The sequence below is a fragment of the Rhizobium sp. 22-785-1 genome (genome assembly GCF_053521965.1).
This window is the reverse complement of the sequence record NZ_JBNWDI010000001.1, coordinates 285,033-303,628: the sequence shown is the minus strand read 5'-3', so window position 1 is coordinate 303,628 and position 18,596 is coordinate 285,033. Positions and strand designations below refer to the sequence as shown.

Annotated in this window: 17 protein-coding genes; 10 read left to right on the top strand and 7 right to left on the bottom strand. The window is 57.8% G+C overall.

Annotation, left to right across the window (positions count from 1 at the left end):
• Positions 1–193: 193 nt before the first annotated feature.
• Positions 194–328: a hypothetical protein gene (locus ACQZ5M_RS01445; protein WP_296018542.1), complete on the bottom strand. Its 135-nt coding sequence runs from the start codon at positions 326–328 to the stop codon at positions 194–196.
• A gap of 38 nt (positions 329–366) precedes the next feature.
• Positions 367–546, bottom strand: coding sequence for a hypothetical protein (locus ACQZ5M_RS01440; RefSeq protein ID WP_449078934.1), 180 nt, complete (start codon positions 544–546; stop codon positions 367–369).
• Positions 547–940: 394 nt separating this feature from the next.
• Here ACQZ5M_RS01440 and coaD point away from each other — a divergent pair, with 394 nt between their 5' ends.
• The 7 genes from coaD (at position 941) to ACQZ5M_RS01405 (ending at position 7,901) form a co-directional block, all read left to right on the top strand.
• Positions 941–1,435, top strand: coding sequence for a pantetheine-phosphate adenylyltransferase (gene coaD, locus ACQZ5M_RS01435; RefSeq protein WP_449078933.1), 495 nt, complete (start codon positions 941–943; stop codon positions 1,433–1,435).
• Between the two features lie 28 nt (positions 1,436–1,463).
• Positions 1,464–2,033 (top strand): peptidylprolyl isomerase, encoded by a 570-nt coding sequence (locus ACQZ5M_RS01430; RefSeq protein ID WP_296078197.1) that lies wholly within the window; start codon positions 1,464–1,466, stop codon positions 2,031–2,033.
• Positions 2,034–2,099: 66 nt separating this feature from the next.
• Positions 2,100–2,609, top strand: coding sequence for a peptidylprolyl isomerase (locus tag ACQZ5M_RS01425; protein ID WP_296018550.1), 510 nt, complete (start codon positions 2,100–2,102; stop codon positions 2,607–2,609).
• A gap of 234 nt (positions 2,610–2,843) precedes the next feature.
• Positions 2,844–3,926 carry a tRNA preQ1(34) S-adenosylmethionine ribosyltransferase-isomerase QueA gene (queA, locus tag ACQZ5M_RS01420; protein WP_449078932.1) on the top strand — a complete coding sequence of 361 codons (1,083 nt, stop codon included), beginning with the start codon at positions 2,844–2,846 and terminating at the stop codon, positions 3,924–3,926.
• Positions 3,926–5,056, top strand: a complete 1,131-nt coding sequence (gene tgt, locus ACQZ5M_RS01415; protein WP_296018552.1) for a tRNA guanosine(34) transglycosylase Tgt — start codon at positions 3,926–3,928, stop codon at positions 5,054–5,056. Before queA ends, tgt begins: the two co-directional genes overlap by 1 nt.
• Positions 5,057–5,077: 21 nt before the next feature.
• Entirely contained in the window at positions 5,078–6,232 is a 1,155-nt protein-coding gene (locus ACQZ5M_RS01410; protein ID WP_449078931.1) for an aminodeoxychorismate synthase component I, read from the top strand.
• Positions 6,233–6,413: 181 nt separating this feature from the next.
• Positions 6,414–7,901: an esterase-like activity of phytase family protein gene (locus tag ACQZ5M_RS01405; RefSeq protein WP_449078930.1), complete on the top strand. Its 1,488-nt coding sequence runs from the start codon at positions 6,414–6,416 to the stop codon at positions 7,899–7,901.
• 60 nt (positions 7,902–7,961) lie between these two features.
• On the opposite strand, the gene ACQZ5M_RS01400 is transcribed toward ACQZ5M_RS01405, so the two are convergent.
• Together ACQZ5M_RS01400 and recG are read right to left on the bottom strand one after the other, a co-directional pair.
• A complete protein-coding gene (locus ACQZ5M_RS01400) occupies positions 7,962–8,228 on the bottom strand; it encodes a hypothetical protein (RefSeq protein WP_296018556.1) in 267 nt (88 codons plus the stop codon).
• 5 nt (positions 8,229–8,233) lie between these two features.
• Positions 8,234–10,339, bottom strand: a complete 2,106-nt coding sequence (gene recG / locus ACQZ5M_RS01395; protein WP_449078929.1) for an ATP-dependent DNA helicase RecG — start codon at positions 10,337–10,339, stop codon at positions 8,234–8,236.
• Between the two features lie 170 nt (positions 10,340–10,509).
• Here recG and ACQZ5M_RS01390 point away from each other — a divergent pair, with 170 nt between their 5' ends.
• The 3 genes from ACQZ5M_RS01390 to ACQZ5M_RS01380 all read left to right on the top strand — a co-directional run bounded on the left by ACQZ5M_RS01390 (position 10,510) and on the right by ACQZ5M_RS01380 (position 14,806).
• Positions 10,510–10,821: an FAD assembly factor SdhE gene (locus ACQZ5M_RS01390; RefSeq protein WP_296018560.1), complete on the top strand. Its 312-nt coding sequence runs from the start codon at positions 10,510–10,512 to the stop codon at positions 10,819–10,821.
• Positions 10,822–10,824: 3 nt separating this feature from the next.
• On the top strand, positions 10,825–14,334 hold the full coding sequence (mfd, locus tag ACQZ5M_RS01385) for a transcription-repair coupling factor (protein WP_449078928.1): 3,510 nt from the start codon (positions 10,825–10,827) through the stop codon (positions 14,332–14,334).
• A 151-nt stretch (positions 14,335–14,485) separates the two neighbouring features.
• Positions 14,486–14,806, top strand: a complete 321-nt coding sequence (locus ACQZ5M_RS01380; protein WP_296037215.1) for a hypothetical protein — start codon at positions 14,486–14,488, stop codon at positions 14,804–14,806.
• Between the two features lie 71 nt (positions 14,807–14,877).
• Here the strand turns inward: ACQZ5M_RS01380 and ACQZ5M_RS01375 are convergent, their stop codons facing one another.
• The 3 genes from ACQZ5M_RS01375 to ACQZ5M_RS01365 all read right to left on the bottom strand — a co-directional run bounded on the left by ACQZ5M_RS01375 (position 14,878) and on the right by ACQZ5M_RS01365 (position 18,502).
• The gene (locus ACQZ5M_RS01375) at positions 14,878–15,822 is read right to left on the bottom strand and encodes a DMT family transporter (RefSeq protein WP_449078927.1); all 945 of its coding nucleotides are present in this window, start codon (positions 15,820–15,822) and stop codon (positions 14,878–14,880) included.
• A gap of 74 nt (positions 15,823–15,896) precedes the next feature.
• Entirely contained in the window at positions 15,897–16,568 is a 672-nt protein-coding gene (locus ACQZ5M_RS01370) for a DsbA family oxidoreductase (protein ID WP_449078926.1), read from the bottom strand.
• Positions 16,569–16,675: 107 nt separating this feature from the next.
• Positions 16,676–18,502: an extracellular solute-binding protein gene (locus ACQZ5M_RS01365; RefSeq protein ID WP_449078925.1), complete on the bottom strand. Its 1,827-nt coding sequence runs from the start codon at positions 18,500–18,502 to the stop codon at positions 16,676–16,678.
• Positions 18,503–18,596: the final 94 nt, after the last annotated feature.

Below are 18,596 nucleotides of genomic sequence, written 5' to 3'. Positions count from 1 at the left end.
AATATGCGCCCGTTACGCCGGGTCTATCGGGGTTCCTTAGAGCGTTTTATTGGTAAATGGAAGCTGTTCTGTTGAAACCTGAGGGTCAACTGATTGTGCAGACCTCATGAAGATGCCATGGCCTGAGACGCACAAAAAAGCCGCCTGGGATAAGGCGGCTTGGTGCGGCGATGGAGTAGTGATCGTGACGCTGTCAGAACGACTTGCTACGTTCCAGCATATCTTTCAACTCCTCATCTTCCTTCTGTAGTTCGGAAACCACCGAAACGACCGATGCCACAAACATGACGCTGATCAAGGCAGAAAGCACTGTCAAAACAAAAATCATGGCGTATTACTCCGGTCTTTCTGGGTTTCCCCTGCCGATCAGTAGTAGTTCATATACTGATAGCGGGATGTAAGCTGAGGAAAGCTTGCTTCCTGTTGCTGTGGCTTCTGAGCGTAGAGGCTGAACGTCGTCGCAACCATCGCGATGAGCAGCATTGTCCAGGCGGTGCTGATCACACCGATTTTCGCCGAAGTAGACTGCTTTTCTTTTGCAAACATTTGTCCGTTCCTTTGCCTGCGAATAGAACGCCTGACTTCAAGTCGGGTTCCGAAATACTATTAAAAATCGATTAGCATTGCGCCTGTGAAGCTTCCTTGAATGCCGCGTTCATCTGGCGTTCAGGAAATTGGCAGTTTGCGTCAATCCATGAATAGCTGTTCCACCACGAATGAGGTGGCTACCGTCAGGATCACCATGAATGCCAGCATTTCCGTCTCCATTGGGATGTCAGACCCGATGCGTTGTCGATGGTTCAACTTATAAAGAGTGGCTTTGAAGCTGTGCTGAATGCTGCATTCATTGGACATTCACTTAAGCGATCGAGGTATAAGTCTTGCAGATGCGATGCTGACGTGACAAAAGGCCCACCGAGACGGAAGTATCGAGAGCGGTATGACGATTGCCTTTTATCCTGGATCCTTCGATCCGATGACCAACGGACATCTGGATGTTCTCATCCAGTCATTGAATGTGGCATCGAATGTGATCGTCGCCATTGGCGTTCATCCAGGTAAGGTACCCATGTTCGGCTTCGAAGAACGTGCGGATCTCATCAGACAATCTCTCAACGACGTGTTGCCGGACGCTATGGACAGGCTGCGCGTCGTTTCCTTTGACAATCTCGTTGTCGATGCGGCCCGCAATCATGGTGCGACGCTTCTGGTTCGAGGCCTGCGCGACGGTACCGATCTCGATTATGAGATGCAGATGGCGGGAATGAACCGGCAGATGGCGCCAGATATACAGACTGTTTTCCTGCCGGCGGGAACTGCGTCGCGGCCTATTACCGCCACATTGGTTCGTCAGATCGCAGCCATGGGCGGCAATGTCGAGGCCTTCGTGCCCAAAGCCGTGCTTGAAGCCCTTAACACGAAGCTGAAACGATAGTTTCGGCATATAGGTGGAGCCAATCCGAATGAAGTTGCTGAAATTTGCCTTTGCAGGCGCCATGTTCGTCAGCGCGATTGCCACAAGCACGATCGCCTCTGCGGCCGATCTTCTGACGATCCAGTTGAAGGATGGCCCGGTCGTCATTCAGCTTATGCCCGAGGTTGCGCCGAAGCATGTGGCGCAGATCGAGGCTCTCGCCAAGAAGGGCGCCTATGATGGCGTTGCCTTCCACCGCGTCATCAACGGTTTCATGGCGCAGACCGGCGACGTGCAGTACGGCAATATGAACAAGGGCTTCGATGCGCGGCGTGCCGGTACCGGTGGTTCCGACCTTCCGGACATCCCCGCCGAGTTCTCGAAAGTTCCCTTCGAGCGTGGCACCGTCGGCATGGCCCGGTCGCAAAACCCGAATTCTGCAAACTCGCAGTTCTTCATCATGTTCGATCAGGGACCTTTCCTCAACGGCCAGTATACCGTGGTCGGCAAGGTCGTTTCGGGCATGGAATTCGTCGACAAGATCAAGCGTGGCGCCGGCGGAAACGGCGAAGTCTCCGATCCTGACCGCATGGTCAAGGTAACGGTGACCAAGAAGTAACATCGCGACAACCACGTCAAACGGGCGTTCTGCCCCTCTAGCCTAACCCTAGCAAGGAGAGATATCATGGCCGAGATCAAGGATCCGGAAAACACCCTCATCATGGAAACGACGACCGGCAAGGTTGTCATCCAGCTTCTGCCAGAAGTTGCTCCAGGCCATGTTGCCCGCATCAAGGAACTGGTGTCCGAGCAGGCTTATGACGGCGTCGTATTCCACCGCGTTATCGCAGACTTCATGGCACAGACCGGTGACGTTAAGTTCGGCAAGAAGGGTTCTGCCGATTTCAACCCGGCGCGTGCCGGCATGGGCGGTTCGGAAAAGCCAGACCTGAAGGCTGAATTCTCGGCCATTCCGCATGTTCGCGGCACCTGCTCCATGGCCCGTTCGCAGAGCCCGAACTCCGCCAACTCGCAGTTCTTCATCTGCTTTACGGATTCTCCGTGGCTGAACAAGCAGTACACGGTCTGGGGCCAGGTCATCGAGGGCATGGAAGCCATCGACAAGATCAAGAAGGGCGAGCCTGTGAAGGACCCCGATTCGATCGTGTCGATCCGTCTGGCGTCTGCAGCCTAAGGAGTTCTCGCCTTGCCGAGAGGCAGGGCGGGCCGCCGACGTTTTCTATCCTCGGGGCACTCTCGGGCTTAACCCGAGGACCAAGGACGACGTCGAGGAAAAGGCATCCTTCGTGCCAACCATGACCCGCCGGCAGTTCGCTGCGAGGCGGGTTTTGATATTCTGAGCTTTTCGCTTTTCTCTGCGGCGAGAGAGGTGAAAGTGACAATAGACGAATTTTATAAGAGCTTCCGAATGCGTGTTGACCTGTTCGATTTCGATCTCCCCGAGGAAAATATTGCGTTGCGCCCGGCCAATCCGCGTGACAGCGCCCGACTACTCGTGGTCGATCCCAATACGGACCGGATGACGGACCATCAGGTCTTTGATCTTGCGAGCTTCCTGAAGCCTGGCGACGCGCTGGTGTTCAACGATACACGCGTCATTCCCGCACAGCTCGAAGGCATACGCTTGCGCGAGGGTGCGCAGGAGACCTCGGTTTCCGCGACACTGCACATGCGCGCCGATGCCAGCCGGTGGAAGGCCTTTGCGCGACCGGGCAAACGCATCAAGGCGGGCGACCGCATTCGCTTCGGTTATGAGCGCGACAATGCCTGCGGTCTTGCCTATCTGGAAGCGACGGTCGAGGAAAAGGGCGAGGAGGGTGAAATCACCCTGCTGTTTGACGTATCCGGTCCCGCACTCGATGAGGCGATTGCTTCTGTCGGGCATATTCCGCTGCCGCCCTATATCGCTGCGAAGCGGCCCGAGGATGCGCAGGACCAGGAAGATTACCAGACGATCTATGCGCGGGAAAAAGGTGCCGTTGCCGCACCGACGGCTGGCCTCCACTTTACGCCAGCACTCTTCGACGCGCTAGACAAGGCTGGCATCGAGCGCCATTTCGTTACGCTGCATGTCGGTGCCGGAACATTTCTGCCGGTCAAGGCCGATGACACTGAAGACCACAAGATGCATCTCGAAATCGGCTATGTGTCGGACGAAACGGCGCAGAAGCTGAATGCGGTGAAGGCGAGGGGCGGACGGATCGTCTGCGTTGGTACGACATCGCTGCGGCTGATCGAAAGTGCTGCCGGCGACGACCGGCAGATCCGCCCATGGTCAGGTGCGACCGGCATCTTCATCACGCCAGGCTATCGCTTCAAGGCGGTCGATATTCTGATGACCAATTTTCACCTGCCGAAATCCACTCTTTTTATGCTGGTTTCGGCCTTCTGCGGTCTGGAGACGATGCGAGCGGCGTACGCCCATGCCATCGAAACAGGCTACCGTTTCTATTCCTATGGCGATTCCAGCCTGCTCTTCCGGAAAGTCTGATGCACGAAAACTTCACCTTCACCCTTAAAGCAACCAGCGGCGGCGCGCGCCTCGGCGAAGTGGCGATGCCGCGCGGCGTGATCCGCACGCCCGCCTTCATGCCGGTCGGCACAGTCGGTACTGTCAAGGCCATGTATCTGGATCAGGTGCGCGAGCTCGGCGCCGATATCATTCTCGGCAATACCTATCACCTGATGCTGCGCCCCGGCCCGGAGCGGGTGGCGCGCCTCGGCGGCCTGCATGAGCTGATCCGCTGGCCGCATCCGATCCTGACCGATAGCGGCGGCTTTCAGGTCATGTCGTTGTCTGGTCTGCGAAAGCTCGATGAAAAGGGCGTGACCTTCAAGAGCCATGTCGATGGTTCGCTGCATCATATGTCTCCGGAGCGCTCCATCGAGATCCAGGGTCTGCTCGATTCGGATATCCAGATGCAGCTCGATGAATGCGTGGCGCTTCCCGCCGAACGCAAGGAAATCGAGCGGGCCATGGAAATGTCTCTGCGCTGGGCGGAACGCTGCCGTGTGGCCTTTGGCGAGCAGAAGGGCAAGGCAATGTTCGGTATCGTCCAGGGCGGCGACCAGCCGGACTTGCGCATCCGTTCTGCCGAGGGATTGAAGCAGCTTGATCTCAAGGGCTACGCCGTTGGTGGCTTGGCAGTCGGCGAGCCGCAAGACGTGATGCTGGCCATGCTCGACACGACGCTGCCGGTTCTGCCGACGGAAAAGCCGCGCTATCTGATGGGTGTGGGTACGCCGGACGATATCCTGAAATCCGTGGCGCGCGGCATCGACATGTTCGACTGCGTGATGCCGACTCGGTCTGGCCGCCACGGCCTTGCCTTTACCCGCAGGGGCAGGGTCAATATTCGCAATGCGCGCCACGCCGAAGATATGCGTCCGCTTGATGAGCAGTCCAACTGCCCGGCATCGCGCGATTATTCCCGCGCTTATCTGCATCATCTGGTCCGATCCAATGAAGCGCTGGGCGGCATGCTTCTGTCCTGGCACAATCTCGCCTATTATCAGGAGTTGATGCAGGGTATTCGCAAATCGATTGAAGAAGGTCGCTTTGCGGATTTCTACGCGGAGACCATTGAAATGTGGGCGAAAGGCGATATCGATCCGGTGTGACAAACATCATCGGATCGCCGAATGCTAGATGCGCCCTACGTTCTTTTTCGTGACGATACGACCGGCACCGTAACGCTGTTTACGGAGCCGGAGGAGATTATAGTCGCGCATGAGGTTGACGCGTTCTTTCCCGCCCTTGCGCGGATGCAAGCCGCCAAGGCTGAGGGTAAGTATTTAGCCGGCTATATGTCCTATGAGGCAGGATACCTTTTCGAGCCGAAGCTTGCACCCTTGGCAGAGGGGAGCCGGCAGACACCGCTCCTGTGTTTTGGTGTCTTCAGCTCGCCAGTCGGTGATATGATCTCTATGCCTAAGCCATTGAATATCCTGGCGGCTGACGCTTTGTTGAGCGATCTCAAACCCTCCTGGTCTTTCGCGGATTATGAAAAACAGTTCAACACATTGCATCAGCATCTGCGCCAGGGAGATTGTTACCAGGCTAACCTTACTATGCCAGTCACCGCTTGGTGGCATGGTGATCCGCTTGCCGGTTTCTGGTCTCTGATCGACCGTCAGCCGGTAAAATATGGCGCCTTGATCGATCTTGGCGGGCCTGTGATTCTGTCGCGCTCTCCCGAACTGTTTTTCTCGGTCGATGCGGAAGGCTGGATCGAGACCCATCCGATGAAGGGTACCGTCAAGCGCGGAGCGTCAGCGGACGAAGATGCCGCTTTGATTGAAGCCATGGGCAAGGATGAGAAGACGCTTGCCGAAAATCGCATGATTGTCGATCTGCTGCGCAATGATATTTCGCGGATCACGGAAGTCGGCACGCTGCATGTACCGAAGCTGTTTGAGATAGAGACCTATCCGACGGTTCACCAGATGGTCAGCCATGTGCGGGCCAAGCTTTTATCCGATGCGAGCATTGGCGATATCTTCGCCGCTCTCTTTCCCTGCGGTTCGGTGACGGGTGCGCCGAAAATACGGGCGATGGAAATCCTGCACGACCTGGAGGTTGGTCCGCGCGATATCTATTGCGGCGCCATCGGACTGATATCTCCAGGCGGAGACATGCGGTTTTCCGTAGCAATCCGCACCATTACTTTGTTCGACGATGGACGAGCGATCTTCAATGTCGGCGGTGGGATCGTTTTCGATTCCACTGCGCAATCCGAATATGACGAGTGCCTGCTCAAGGCCAAGTTTGCGGCTGGCGATCGAAAGCTCCTCTAAGCCTGTCAAACGCATGAAGGTCGGATGAAGAGACGGCATCGCCGTCATGCAAGTGTCATATCCTCCTCTTAGAGACAGTGCGCAGACGGTACGCTTCGACATGCACCAAAACCACGCGCGGTTGCGCGATGGGACATGTCGAAGAGATCACCTTTCTTTGTTTCCTCAAGGGTATCTATCCATGACATCATTCCGTTCCGTGGCTTCTCGCAGGCTTGCCGCTGCGCTGGCGACATCGATCTTCATCTTTCCTGCCGCTGCTATGGCTGAAAGCAGCGCCACCGCGAATGGCGTCAGCTATGCTAACAAGGGTCTCGTCGCCATCGGGCGCATTCCCGCCAGCCAGCGCGACAAGTTCGGTGAAACCTTCGGCTCAGGTTCCGGCATGGCGATCGATGTCACCAGCTGGAAGAAGGATGGCGATGCCTATCGCGGTTCGCTGTGGCTGTTGCCGGACCGCGGCTACAATGTCGAAGGCACGACGGATTATAATGCCCGCATCAACAAGATCGATGTCACGCTGATGCCCGCAACGGGCGGCGATGTGGCTGCGGAGAAGCAGCAGACGGGTGTTCAGGCGAAACTTGCCGATACGCTGCTTTTGACCGATGAGCAGGGCAAGAACATGACAGGCCTCGACCCGGAGGCAGGTACCCGTCCGGCGAGCGGCGCAACGCCAGTGCTGCCTTTTGCCTCTACCGGTAAGGTCTCTCTCGATGCCGAGGCTGTTGTGCGCCTAGCGGATGGCTCGTTCCTCATCAGCGACGAGTACGGACCCTATATCTATCATTTCTCTGCCGACGGTAAGATGCTCTCGGCCACGCAGCCGCCGAAGGCGCTGCTGCCGATGCGCAAGGGGGAGATCAACTTCTCGTCCAACAATGTCGGCGAAGGCGGCAAGAAGCCCGATCCAAAAGACCCTGAAACCGGTCGTCAGAACAACCAGGGCCTGGAAGGCATGTCACTGACTCCGGATGGCAAATACCTCATTGCAGTTCTGCAATCGGCGACCCGTCAGGATGGTGGTGATTCCTCGTCGACTCGCGATCATACCCGCGCACTGGTCTACGATGCGAGCGATGTCGACCACCTGAAGCTTGCGCATGAATATGTCGTGCCGCTGCCGAAGTTCGAAGGCAAGGACAAGAAGCTCGTGGCAGCCCAGAGCGAAATTTTGGCGCTGTCCGACAAGGCCTTCCTGATGCTGGCGCGTGACAGCAACAACGGTCAGGGCCTGAAGGGCGATACGTCTGTCTACCGTAAAATCGAACTCGTTGATCTTTCCGGCGCCACTGATATTGCCGGCGGCGAGTATGATGACGTGAAAGCGGTTGCGCCCAAGGGCGTTCTGGACAGCGCCGTCAAACCCGCTACTCTGCATGACTTCATCGATCTGAATGACAGCAAGGAGCTTGCTCGTTTCGGCCTGCACAACGGCGCGCCGAACGACAAGAACAACCTGTCGGAAAAGTGGGAAGCCATGTCAATTGCCAGCGCCATCGACGCGTCCGCACCGGACGACTACTTCCTCTTCGTTGCCAATGACAACGACTTCCTGACGCAAGACGGATTCCAGGTCGGAAAGTCCTACAAGGCGGAAGGTGATGCGGATGTGGACACCATGTTCCAGGTGTTTCGCGTGACGCTGCCGGGCGTTACCAAGCGCTAGAGACAGATCGCTTTACAAGGGCCACGCCGAACACAATCGGCGCGGCTTTGTTTATGCGTCTCAGTCGTCTTCGACGTCGTTGAATTCCTGCGTGCCGGATGCAGTGGAATGGAACACCGGCACAAAGAGCCGCATATAGACGAGCTTGACGCTCCAGCCCTGTTCCAGGGCGTCCGCCCATGCTTGCTTGCGACCGGGCTTCTTGAAGCCTTTGGCAATCGCTTTCTTCTCGCTCTTGGCGAATGTCTTCGGTTGGAGAATGTTTTCAGGTGAGCAAAGGGCAAAACCCTTCTGAAAGGCCGGTGGCGGATTGGGTGTGATTGTCATGTCTATCAGCCTGCGTGGAGGAAGCGGATGGCTTCGTCCCTGCGATGGAGGTAAAGCAGGGTTCTCAGGTTCCTGCCGCGCTCGCTGACGAGCTCGGCATCTTTTTCGATCATATAGGCGGCGTCCTTGCGGGCGATTTCAAGCAAGTCTGCATGGGCCTCGAGACTGGCGATACGAAAGCCCGGCGTTCCGGATTGGCGCGTGCCGAGAAGTTCGCCTTCGCCGCGCAGCTTCAGATCCTCTTCGGCAATCAGGAAGCCGTCTTCACTGTCGCGCAAGATGGAAAGCCGCGCCTTGCCGTTTTCGCTGAGTGGACCCTTGTACAGCAATATGCAGGTGGAGGCCTCGTCGCCACGGCCGACACGACCGCGCAACTGGTGAAGCTGTGCAAGGCCAAAACGTTCGGCGTGCTCAATGACCATGATCGTTGCATCGGGCACATCCACGCCCACCTCAACGACGGTGGTTGCCACAAGCAGGCGCGTTTCGCCACTCTTAAAGGCCAGCATAGCGGCATCCTTTTCAGGCCCGCTCATGCGGCCATGGATGAGGCCGATATTTGCGCGCAAGGATTGCGATAGCACCGCATGTCTTTCCTCCGCCGACATGAGATCGGATTCCTCCGATTCCTCCACCAGCGGGCAAATCCAGTAGGCTTTCTTGCCTTCGGCCAGAGCGCCTCGCAGCCTGTCGACAATATCGCCGATCCGCTCATTGGGAATGGTGACCGTCTGGATGGGCTTTCGGCCTGCGGGCTTTTCCGTCAACTTGGAGACATCCATGTCACCGAAGGCGGCGAGAACGAGCGTTCGCGGGATGGGCGTTGCCGTCATCACCAGCATATGCGGTGTTATGCCCTTGGCGGTGAGGCGCAGCCGCTGATGTACGCCAAAGCGATGCTGCTCATCCACCACGGCCAGAACGACGTTTTTGTAAGTGACGCTGTCCTGAAACAGAGCGTGCGTGCCGATAACAATCTGCGCTTCGCCGGATGCGATGCGCTCCTCGATTTCGCGGCGCTCCTTGCCCTTGGTTCTGCCGGTCAGAACCTCGCAGGAGATGCCCGCAGCCGCGGCATATTTCGAGATCGTCGCGAAATGCTGGCGCGCCAGAATTTCCGTCGGCGCCATCAGCACGGCCTGACCGCCAGCTTCAACGGCGGTCGCCATGGCCATCAGGGCCACCAGCGTCTTCCCCGCGCCGACATCGCCCTGCAGCAGCCGAAGCATGCGGTCCTCGCCCGCCATATCGGTCAGAATATCCTTCACCGCAGCACTTTGGCTGTTGGTGAGCGAGAAGGGCAGACCCGCCAAAATTCGTGCGGCATAATCACCCCTGGCGCGGATCGGCTGGCCCGCGACCTTTCGCAGTCTTTGGCGAACGAGCGTGAGTGAAAGCTGGCCTGCCAGAAACTCGTCATAGGCGAGCCTGCGGCGGGCAGGGGCTTGCGGATCGATATCGGCCCCATCGCGTGGATCGTGCAGTTCTCGGAAGGCATCCGCCACATGCGGAAAGCTCTGGCGCGTGGCAAGCGTCTCGTCGATCCATTCGGCAAAGACCGGCAGGCGCTGCAAAGCCGTATCGATGGCGCGTTTCAGTATCTTGGGCGAAAGCCCCCCCGTCATCGGATAGACGGCTTCCACCAGCGGTAGATTATCCGCCTCCGATACCTTTACCATGAAGTCCGGGTGAACCATGGAGGCGCGGCCATTGAACCAGTCGATCTTGCCGCTGACCATCACCTCCTCATCGATTGGAAGCGCTTTGGATAACCAGTCGCCTCTGGCCCGGAAAAAGGTCAGCGCCAGTTCGCCGGTCTCGTCATGCAGGAAGACGCGGTAGGGTGCGGAGCGATTGCCGGGGGGCGCAGGCTGATGCCTTTCGACACGTCCCTGAATGGTGACAATAGCCCCTTGGGGTGCAAGCGCGATACCCGGACGATTGCGCCGGTCGATGATGTTGGACGGCGCATGAAACAGAAGGTCGATAACACGCGTGTCCTCGGCGTTCTCCCGGCCCAGAAGTTTCGCCAAGAGATCGGCAAGCTTCGGGCCAACGCCTGCAAGCGAAGAGACTGTAGCAAAAAGGGGATCGAGGATGGCGGGGCGCATGGGCTGCAAAATCGGGTAAGGCTGCGCCCATTGCAAGAGTGCGAGACGGATAAAGAGCGTTTATCACCGGTAGTTTTTATGCCCAATGCCGCATATTTGCACAAATAGCGGTTCCCAAGCGTTCCTGTCCTGTTCTATAGGAATGCGAAACCAACAAACAGGTGAATGCGATGACTGGACTGGTGCGCACGAGTGCCGACCTCGAACCGAGGCGCCGGCGGATTCTCTATCGTTGCTGGCATCGCGGGATTCGCGAGATGGACCTGGTGCTGGGGCAGTTCGCCGAAGACAATATCGCCGATCTTTCGGACGCGGACCTCGATGAGCTGGAAGTCATCATGGCCGAGGAAGATAACGACCTCGTCAAAATGGTGACGGGCGCTCTGCCGATCCCTGAAAAATTCCAGACACCTCTCTTCATGAAAATCGCCTCTTATCGCCCGGACTTCGATCCGGTCACATCCGAGACAACGAAAGCCTGATTTATGATCGCCGGGATTGATGTGAAGCTGGTGGCATCGGCCGATACGCCGCTGACCATTGGAAATGTGCCATCCGGAATGGAGGCGCTTCTCCTGGCGGATATGGCGCGGGCAGGAACATCCGTCGCCTATGTCATATCGGACGGGCACCGTATTGCCGATCTCGAGCAGATCCTGGGCTTCGTTGCGCCGGAAATGCCGGTGCTGACACTACCCGCCTGGGACTGCCTTCCCTATGACCGCGTGTCACCGAGCGCGGACACCTCTGCGCGCAGGCTTGCGGCGCTGTCGGGGCTGATCCAGCATCAGAAGAAGCCGCATCCGGCCATCGTTCTCGTCACCGTCAACGCCATGCTGCAAAAGATGGCGCCGCGCGACATTATCGAGAGTCTGGCCTTTTCCGCCAAGCCGGGCAACCAGATCCGCATGGAAGACATCGCCGCGCGCCTCGAGCGTAACGGCTTTGATCGCGTGGCGACGGTGCGGGAAGTCGGCGAGTTTGCCGTGCGCGGTGGCATTCTCGATGTCTTCGTCCCCGGCACGGAAGAGCCGGTGCGTCTCGATTTCTTCGGGGATACGCTGGAGAGCATCCGCACCTTCGATCCTGCCAGCCAGCGCACCATCGGTCAGGCCCGGTCGCTCGATCTCAACCCGATGAGCGAAGTGACGCTGACGCCCGATACGATCAGCCGCTTTCGCAAGAACTACCTGTCGCTCTTCGGTGCCGCGACGCGAGACGATTCGCTCTATCAGGCCGTCTCCGAGGGCCGCCGCTATGCGGGCATGGAGCACTGGTTGCCGCTTTTTTACGAAAAGCTGGAAACCGCCTTCGACTACCTCCAGGGCTTTCGCATCGTCACCGATCATACCGCCCGCGAGGCCGCCGTCGAGCGCTCCAAGCTGGTGCATGACTATTTCGAGGCGCGGCGCAATTCCGGCCAGACCAAGGGCGCGACGCAAGGCGCACCCTACAAGCCGGTATCACCCAGCCAACTCTATATTGGCGGCAAGGGCTTCGATGAGGCGTTGAACGCGGTCAATGCCGTGCGCCTGACGCCGTTCAACGAGCAGGACACCAACGACAGGCCGGTTGCAACGCTCGATGCGCATGTTGGGCCCCGTTGGGCGAAGCCGGCTGCTGAAGGTGGTAGCGAAGACCGGGTCAATGTCTTCGATCTCGCGGTCAAGCACATTGCCGAGCGGCGCTCGAAAGGCTGGAAGGTGCTGATTACCGGCTGGTCGGAAGGATCGCTCGACCGCCTGATGCAGGTTCTGAACGAGCATGGGCTGGAAAAGATCAAGCCGATCGCTTCGTTGAGAGAGGTGGAGAAGCTCGGCAAGGGGGAGGCGGCCTCCGCCGTTCTCAGCCTTGAGGCTGGCTTCGAGACGAGCTACGGGGCAAGCAATCTCGCTGTTATCGGCGAGCAGGATATTCTTGGCGACCGTATGGTGCGCCGCTCCAAGCGCCGCAAGCGCGGCGCCGATTTCATCTCGGAAGTTGCCGGGCTGGATGAAGGGTCGCTGGTCGTTCATGCCGAACACGGTATCGGCCGTTTCGTCGGACTGCGCACCATCGAGGCTGCCGGTGCGCCGCGCGACTGCCTCGAACTGCACTATGCCGATGATGCGAAGCTTTTCCTGCCCGTCGAAAATATCGATCTTCTCTCCCGCTACGGATCGGATGCCGCGGAAGCGCAGCTCGACAAGCTTGGCGGCGGCGCATGGCAGATGCGCAAGGCGAAGCTCAAGAAGCGCCTACTCGATATGGCAGGCGATCTGATCCGCATCGCAGCTGCCCGCCTGATACGCCAGGCTCCAGTCTTGACGGCACCCGACGGTCTCTATGACGAGTTCGCGGCACGCTTCCCTTACGATGAAACCGAAGATCAGATGAATGCGATCGACTCGATCCGCGATGATCTGGGCGCCGGTCGTCCGATGGACCGCCTGATCTGCGGAGACGTCGGCTTCGGCAAAACGGAAGTGGCGCTGCGCGCCGCTTTCCTTGCGGCAATGAACGGCGTGCAGGTGGCCGTCGTGGTGCCGACCACGCTTCTGGCACGCCAGCATTTCCGCACCTTCTCCGAGCGTTTCAGAGGGTTGCCGATCCGTGTGCAGCAGGCTTCGCGCCTCGTGGGCGCCAAGGAACTCAATCTCGTCAAGAAGGAAGTGGCCGAAGGCAAGACCGATATCGTCGTCGGAACGCATGCGCTGCTCGGGCAGGGCATCACCTTCGCCAATCTCGGTCTCCTCATCATCGATGAAGAGCAGCATTTCGGTGTGAAGCACAAGGAGCGGCTGAAAGAACTGAAGAGCGACGTTCACGTTCTGACGCTGTCGGCGACGCCGATCCCGCGCACCTTGCAACTGGCAATGACCGGTGTTCGTGAACTGTCGCTCATCACCACGCCGCCGGTGGACCGCATGGCGGTGCGCACCTTCATCTCGCCTTTCGATCCGCTGGTGATCCGTGAAACGCTGATGCGAGAACATTACCGCGGTGGCCAGAGTTTCTATGTCTGCCCGCGTCTGGCGGATCTCGCCGATATCCATGCCTTCCTGCAATCGGACGTGCCGGAGCTGAAGGTGGCGGTGGCCCATGGTCAGATGCCGGCGGGCGAGCTGGAAGACATCATGAATGCCTTCTATGACGGCAAATATGATGTGCTTCTCTCCACTACCATCGTCGAATCCGGTCTCGATGTGCCGACAGCCAATACTCTTATCGTCCATCGCGCCGACATGTTCGGCCTGGCGCAGCTTTATCAGCTGCGCGGTCGTGTCGGGCGTTCGAAGGTTCGCGCTTTCGCCCTCTTCACGCTACCGGTCAACAAGGTGCTGACGACCATGGCTGAGCGTCGTCTGAAGGTGTTGCAGTCGCTCGATACGCTTGGTGCGGGCTTCCAGCTTGCCAGCCACGATCTCGATATTCGCGGCGCCGGCAATCTGCTTGGCGAGGAGCAATCCGGCCATATCAAGGAAGTCGGCTTCGAGCTTTACCAGCAGATGCTGGAAGAGGCGGTCGCTGAAGTGAAGGGCGAGGACGACGTCGTCGATACCGGCTGGTCGCCGCAAATTTCTGTCGGCACCTCCGTCATGATTCCGGAAAGCTATGTGCCAGACCTGCATTTGCGCATGGGTCTTTATCGCCGCCTTGGCGAGTTGACAGATCTCAATGAGATCGACGGTTTTGGTGCTGAAATGATCGACCGCTTCGGTCCGTTGCCGAAGGAAGTGCAGCATCTGTTGAAGATCGTCTACGTCAAGTCGCTCTGCCGTACAGCCAATGTCGAGAAGCTCGATGCCGGTCCGAAGGGCGTTGTCGTGCAGTTCCGCAACAAGGAGTTCCCGAACCCGGCAGCACTGGTCGGCTATATCGGCAAGCAGGGCTCCATGGCAAAAATCCGTCCCGATCACAGCGTGTTCCTGACCCGCGATCTGCCGACGCCTGAGAAGCGGTTGGCGGGTGCGGCGATGATCATGACGCAGCTTGCCGAGCTGGCGAAATCGTGACGCCTGAACGCCGTTGGCGTCCAGATATCTGACGCCAACTCGCATCCTTACACGGAATTAATCAAACGGACATGTGGCGGTAGCCATAGCAGGAGTAGTCTGTCCTTCATCAGCACAGGACAATGTGCTGGATCATTCAAGGAGCAGGACTATGTGGACGTTGAAGAACAGATTTGTCACCGCTGGTCTGGTTGCTTTGACAATTGCGGGCACCACAATTGCCACCACCAGCCAAGCTGAAGCACGCAACAATTTCGGCCGCGGCTTTGCCGCTGGCATCGCCGGTACGCTCGTGGGCGGCGCTTTACTATCGGCTGCGCATGACAGGCCTGTCTACACCACTCCGGTTTATGCTGAGCCGACCTATTACGGCCCGCCACCCGTCGTTTACGAACCCGTCTATCCCCGTTGCCACATTGCGTGGCGTCAGGACGGTTTTGGCGACATGTACCGTGTTCGCGTCTGCAATTGATACGCCCGTAAAATTTCAGGTCTTTAAAATATCAATTTGAACCGAGTGTGCCAGAAATCCAGGCGGGCCGATCATCGGCCCGCCTTCGTCTCTTCCTGCGGCAGCATAACCGTCGTTACGTTCTGATCGGATGCAGCAACCGAATTCGGGAGCGGCACGTTGCGCTGCTTCTCGCGCATTAGCGTCAACAGGCCGGACCCGACGATTAGCGCGATCCCCAGCACCATCCAGCCATCGATACGATCTCCGAAGATCAGGTAGCCGAAGAGGATAGCCCAGAGCATCTGGCTATATTGCGTTGGGCCGATGACGGCTGCGGGGGTATATTGTGCCGCATACATGATGAGCACATTTGCCAAGGCTGCCAGCAAACCGTAACCTGCCAGCATCAGCCACTGCTCCGCATTTGGAATGGTGAAAGTGGGGATCATCAGGACGCCAGATACGGCGAGACATCCCAGGACGCCTGCGCCGTAGAGAGAGATGTTCTTTTCCCTCGGGCCGATCGCTCTGAATATGACGATGGACAGAGCCCCACCAACCCCGCCGATAATCGCACCCAGGTGGCCGATCGATAGTTCGCGAAAGCCTGGCCTCAGAATGATCAGCACGCCTGCAAAGCCGATAATGACCGCCGACCAGCGCTTGATACCTACCTGTTCCTTCAGGAAGATCACGGACATGATCGTGACGAAGGACGGAAGCAGAAATATCAGCGCGAAAGCTTCTGCCATGGAAAGATGGGTGAAAGCGACCACGCTGCCAATGGTGCTCGCGCCGGTGGCGAAGAAACGAAGCAGCCATAAGGACCGATTTGTCGTCTTGACGATATCCGTCCAGGCATCCTTGCTTTTTCGGATGAAGGGCAGAGCCATCAGGCCAAAGAGCGCTCCGAAGAAGCCAGATTGGACGGGTGGAAGCTGCCCATCGATCAGTTTGACGCATGCATCGCTGAATGCGTAGGCCGCAAACGCGGCAAAGGCGAGCGAGATGCCCTTCAACCTGCTGTCTGACACGAAATCACCGCTCAATCATATGAATGGAAAACCGGAGCGGCGAAGGGTCAATCAACGGATTCGCACGCTCACGGTCAGTTCATCGCCCTATGCTCTTCCGCTTTCATTTTGGCAATGTCCCGTAGCGCATTAACAAGCACATCCGGCGTCTGCGCGCCGCTCACGGCATATTTTTGATCCAGGATGAAGAACGGCACGCCGGAAACGCCCATCTGTTGTGCGGCATCAATTTCGGCCTTGATCGTGTCCTTGTCGGCATCCGATGTCAGCAGGCGACGCACCATCTCGCGATCCATGCCGCATGCGCCCGCAATATCGATCAGTACTGCGTGATCACCTATATTGCGGCCTTCTTCGAAATTTGCCTTGAACAGCGCTGTGACGATCTTGTCCTGAAGCTCACGCCCTTCTGCATGTGCCCAAAGCGACAGCCTGTGTGCGTCCAACGTGTTCGGGCCGATCTTGATTGCATCGAAATCATAAGCGATGCCCACGTCGCGACCAAGCTCGGTGAGCATCTTGTGCGCCTGCTCGACGCGATCCTTGCCGCCGAGCTTCTTTTCCAACTCGGCCTTCTGATCGACGCCTTCCGCCGGATAATCCGGATTCAACTGATAAGGCCGCCAGTTGACGTCAACGCTGACCTCATCCTGCACTTCCGCCAAGGCGAGATCGAGCCGGGCCTTGCCGAGATAGCACCAGGGACAAACCACGTCCGAAACGATGTCGATGACAATGCGCTGCATGGTGCTGTTCCTTCCTGCTTTTGAATATGCATCTGATCTAGAGAGTCTGTCCTTGCGGCACAAGGCGTTACCAAAAGAGAACCTATCAGGCAGAGACGCGCACCTTTTTACTGCGCGCGCGCGTCCCACCACGTTTGCTTCTGGTTTCCGGTGAGCGGCGTTTTGTCCGGCCGGTCGATGTATTTCCAGCGGGCAACCCATTGCGCGCCAATGTAATAGAGAGGGATTACATAATGCCCCGCTGTCAAAAGGCGATCATAGGCGCGAACCGCGACCTCGAAATCATCTGTTTCACGGGCCTGCAACAACGCTTCGATCATCCGGTCGATATCCGGATCGGCAACGCCCGCATAGTTGAAGCTGCCGTTGGCGTCTTTCGATATCGAGCCCCAGCGATTGATCTGTTCTGCACCTGGAGAAAGCGAGGATGGGTATGAGCGGATGATCATGTCGTAGTCGAAGCTGTTGGAGCGCGACTGGTACTGTCCGTCATCCACCGATCTGATTGCCATATCGACGCCGATCAGGCGTAGGGAGCGCTGATAGGCCAACGCAATCCGCTCCTGAGCGGGGTTCTGTGTCATGATCTCGAAGCGCAGGGGTGTGCCGTTTTTATCCAACATCTTGCCGCCCTTTATGGTGAAGCCTGCTTCTGCAAGCGTAGTGACGGCCTTTTTCAACACGTTCCGGTCTGCGCCGGATCCATCCGTAACCGGCATCTGATAGGTGCCAGCGAGTATGTCCGGCGGCAGACGTTTTGCCGCATTGCCCAGAAGCGCAAGTTCCTTGTCGTTGGCTGCATTGCCAAAGGCGCCAAGTTTCGAGTTCTGCCAGAAACTCTGGGTCCGTTTGAACGCGCCGCCGAGGATGTTGCGATTCATCCATTCGAAATCGAGGACATAGGACAGGCCCTCGCGCACCCTCTCATCGGCAAATATCGGGCGACGAGTATTGAAAACAAGACCGAACATGCCGGACGGCAGACCGGGTTCGAAGACGTCCCTGACGATATCGCCACGGTGAACCGCCGGAAAATTGTAGGCCTGCCCCCAATGGGATGTGTCGGACGTTCCGTTGATGGCGTCACCCTCCGGGTAGATGTCGATATCGCCCTTTTTGAAAGCCTCGAACATCGTCGTCACCTGGAGGAAGTAGATCACGCTGATTTCATCGTAATTGTCGAAGCCGACCTTCACGGGAAGGTCTTTACCCCAATAATTCCTGTCCCGTTCCCAGACGATCTGCTCGCCGGGACGCAACGTTTTGATTCGGTAAGGACCTGAACCGACGACCTTGCCAAGACCTGCCTGCTCGAATGTCTTGGGGTCCGTCGCATGCGCTGGGAGAATCGGCGTGGAGGATGCGAGAATCAGCGGCGTTTCGCGGTTGGCCTTGTCGTTGAAGGTAAAGCGAATGCTTCTCTCGCCTACCTTTTGCATTTTCGCCACACCGTTCAGACGGCTATCGTAGGGAGGCCGGCCTTTTTCCTTCAACAGGTTGAAGCTGAAGATCACGTCTTCCGGGGTGACGGGTTTCCCGTCCTGCCAGTGCGCCTTCGGGTTGAGATTGAACTGGATATAGGTGCGTTCATCATCCCACTCCGCTGTTTCTGCAAGCAGTCCGTAGAGCGTGAAGGGCTCGTCATGGGAGCGCTGCATCAGGGGTTCATAGAGAAGATTGCCGAATTCCGGGTCCCAGACACCGCGCGCCGTGGTGCGCATGCCCTTGAGAACAAAGGGATTGAGACTATCGAACGTGCCGACGACGCCATAGGATACGCGCCCGCCTTTCTTGACGTCTGGATTTACGTAAGGGAGATTCTTGAAGTCCGCCGGCAGGGCTGGTTTGCCATGCATCGAAATGCCGTGAAGCGGTTCAGCCATTGCCATGCCGGAAAGAAGAAGGGCGGGAATGAGGGCCAAAAGGCTTCGCATGTCACTATCCTGTCGCATTCGGGCGATCAACTCGCGGTCCTTAAAACCGGTGCGACTATGCCCGTTTCGTATTGATTCCCGCCGAAACGTATCA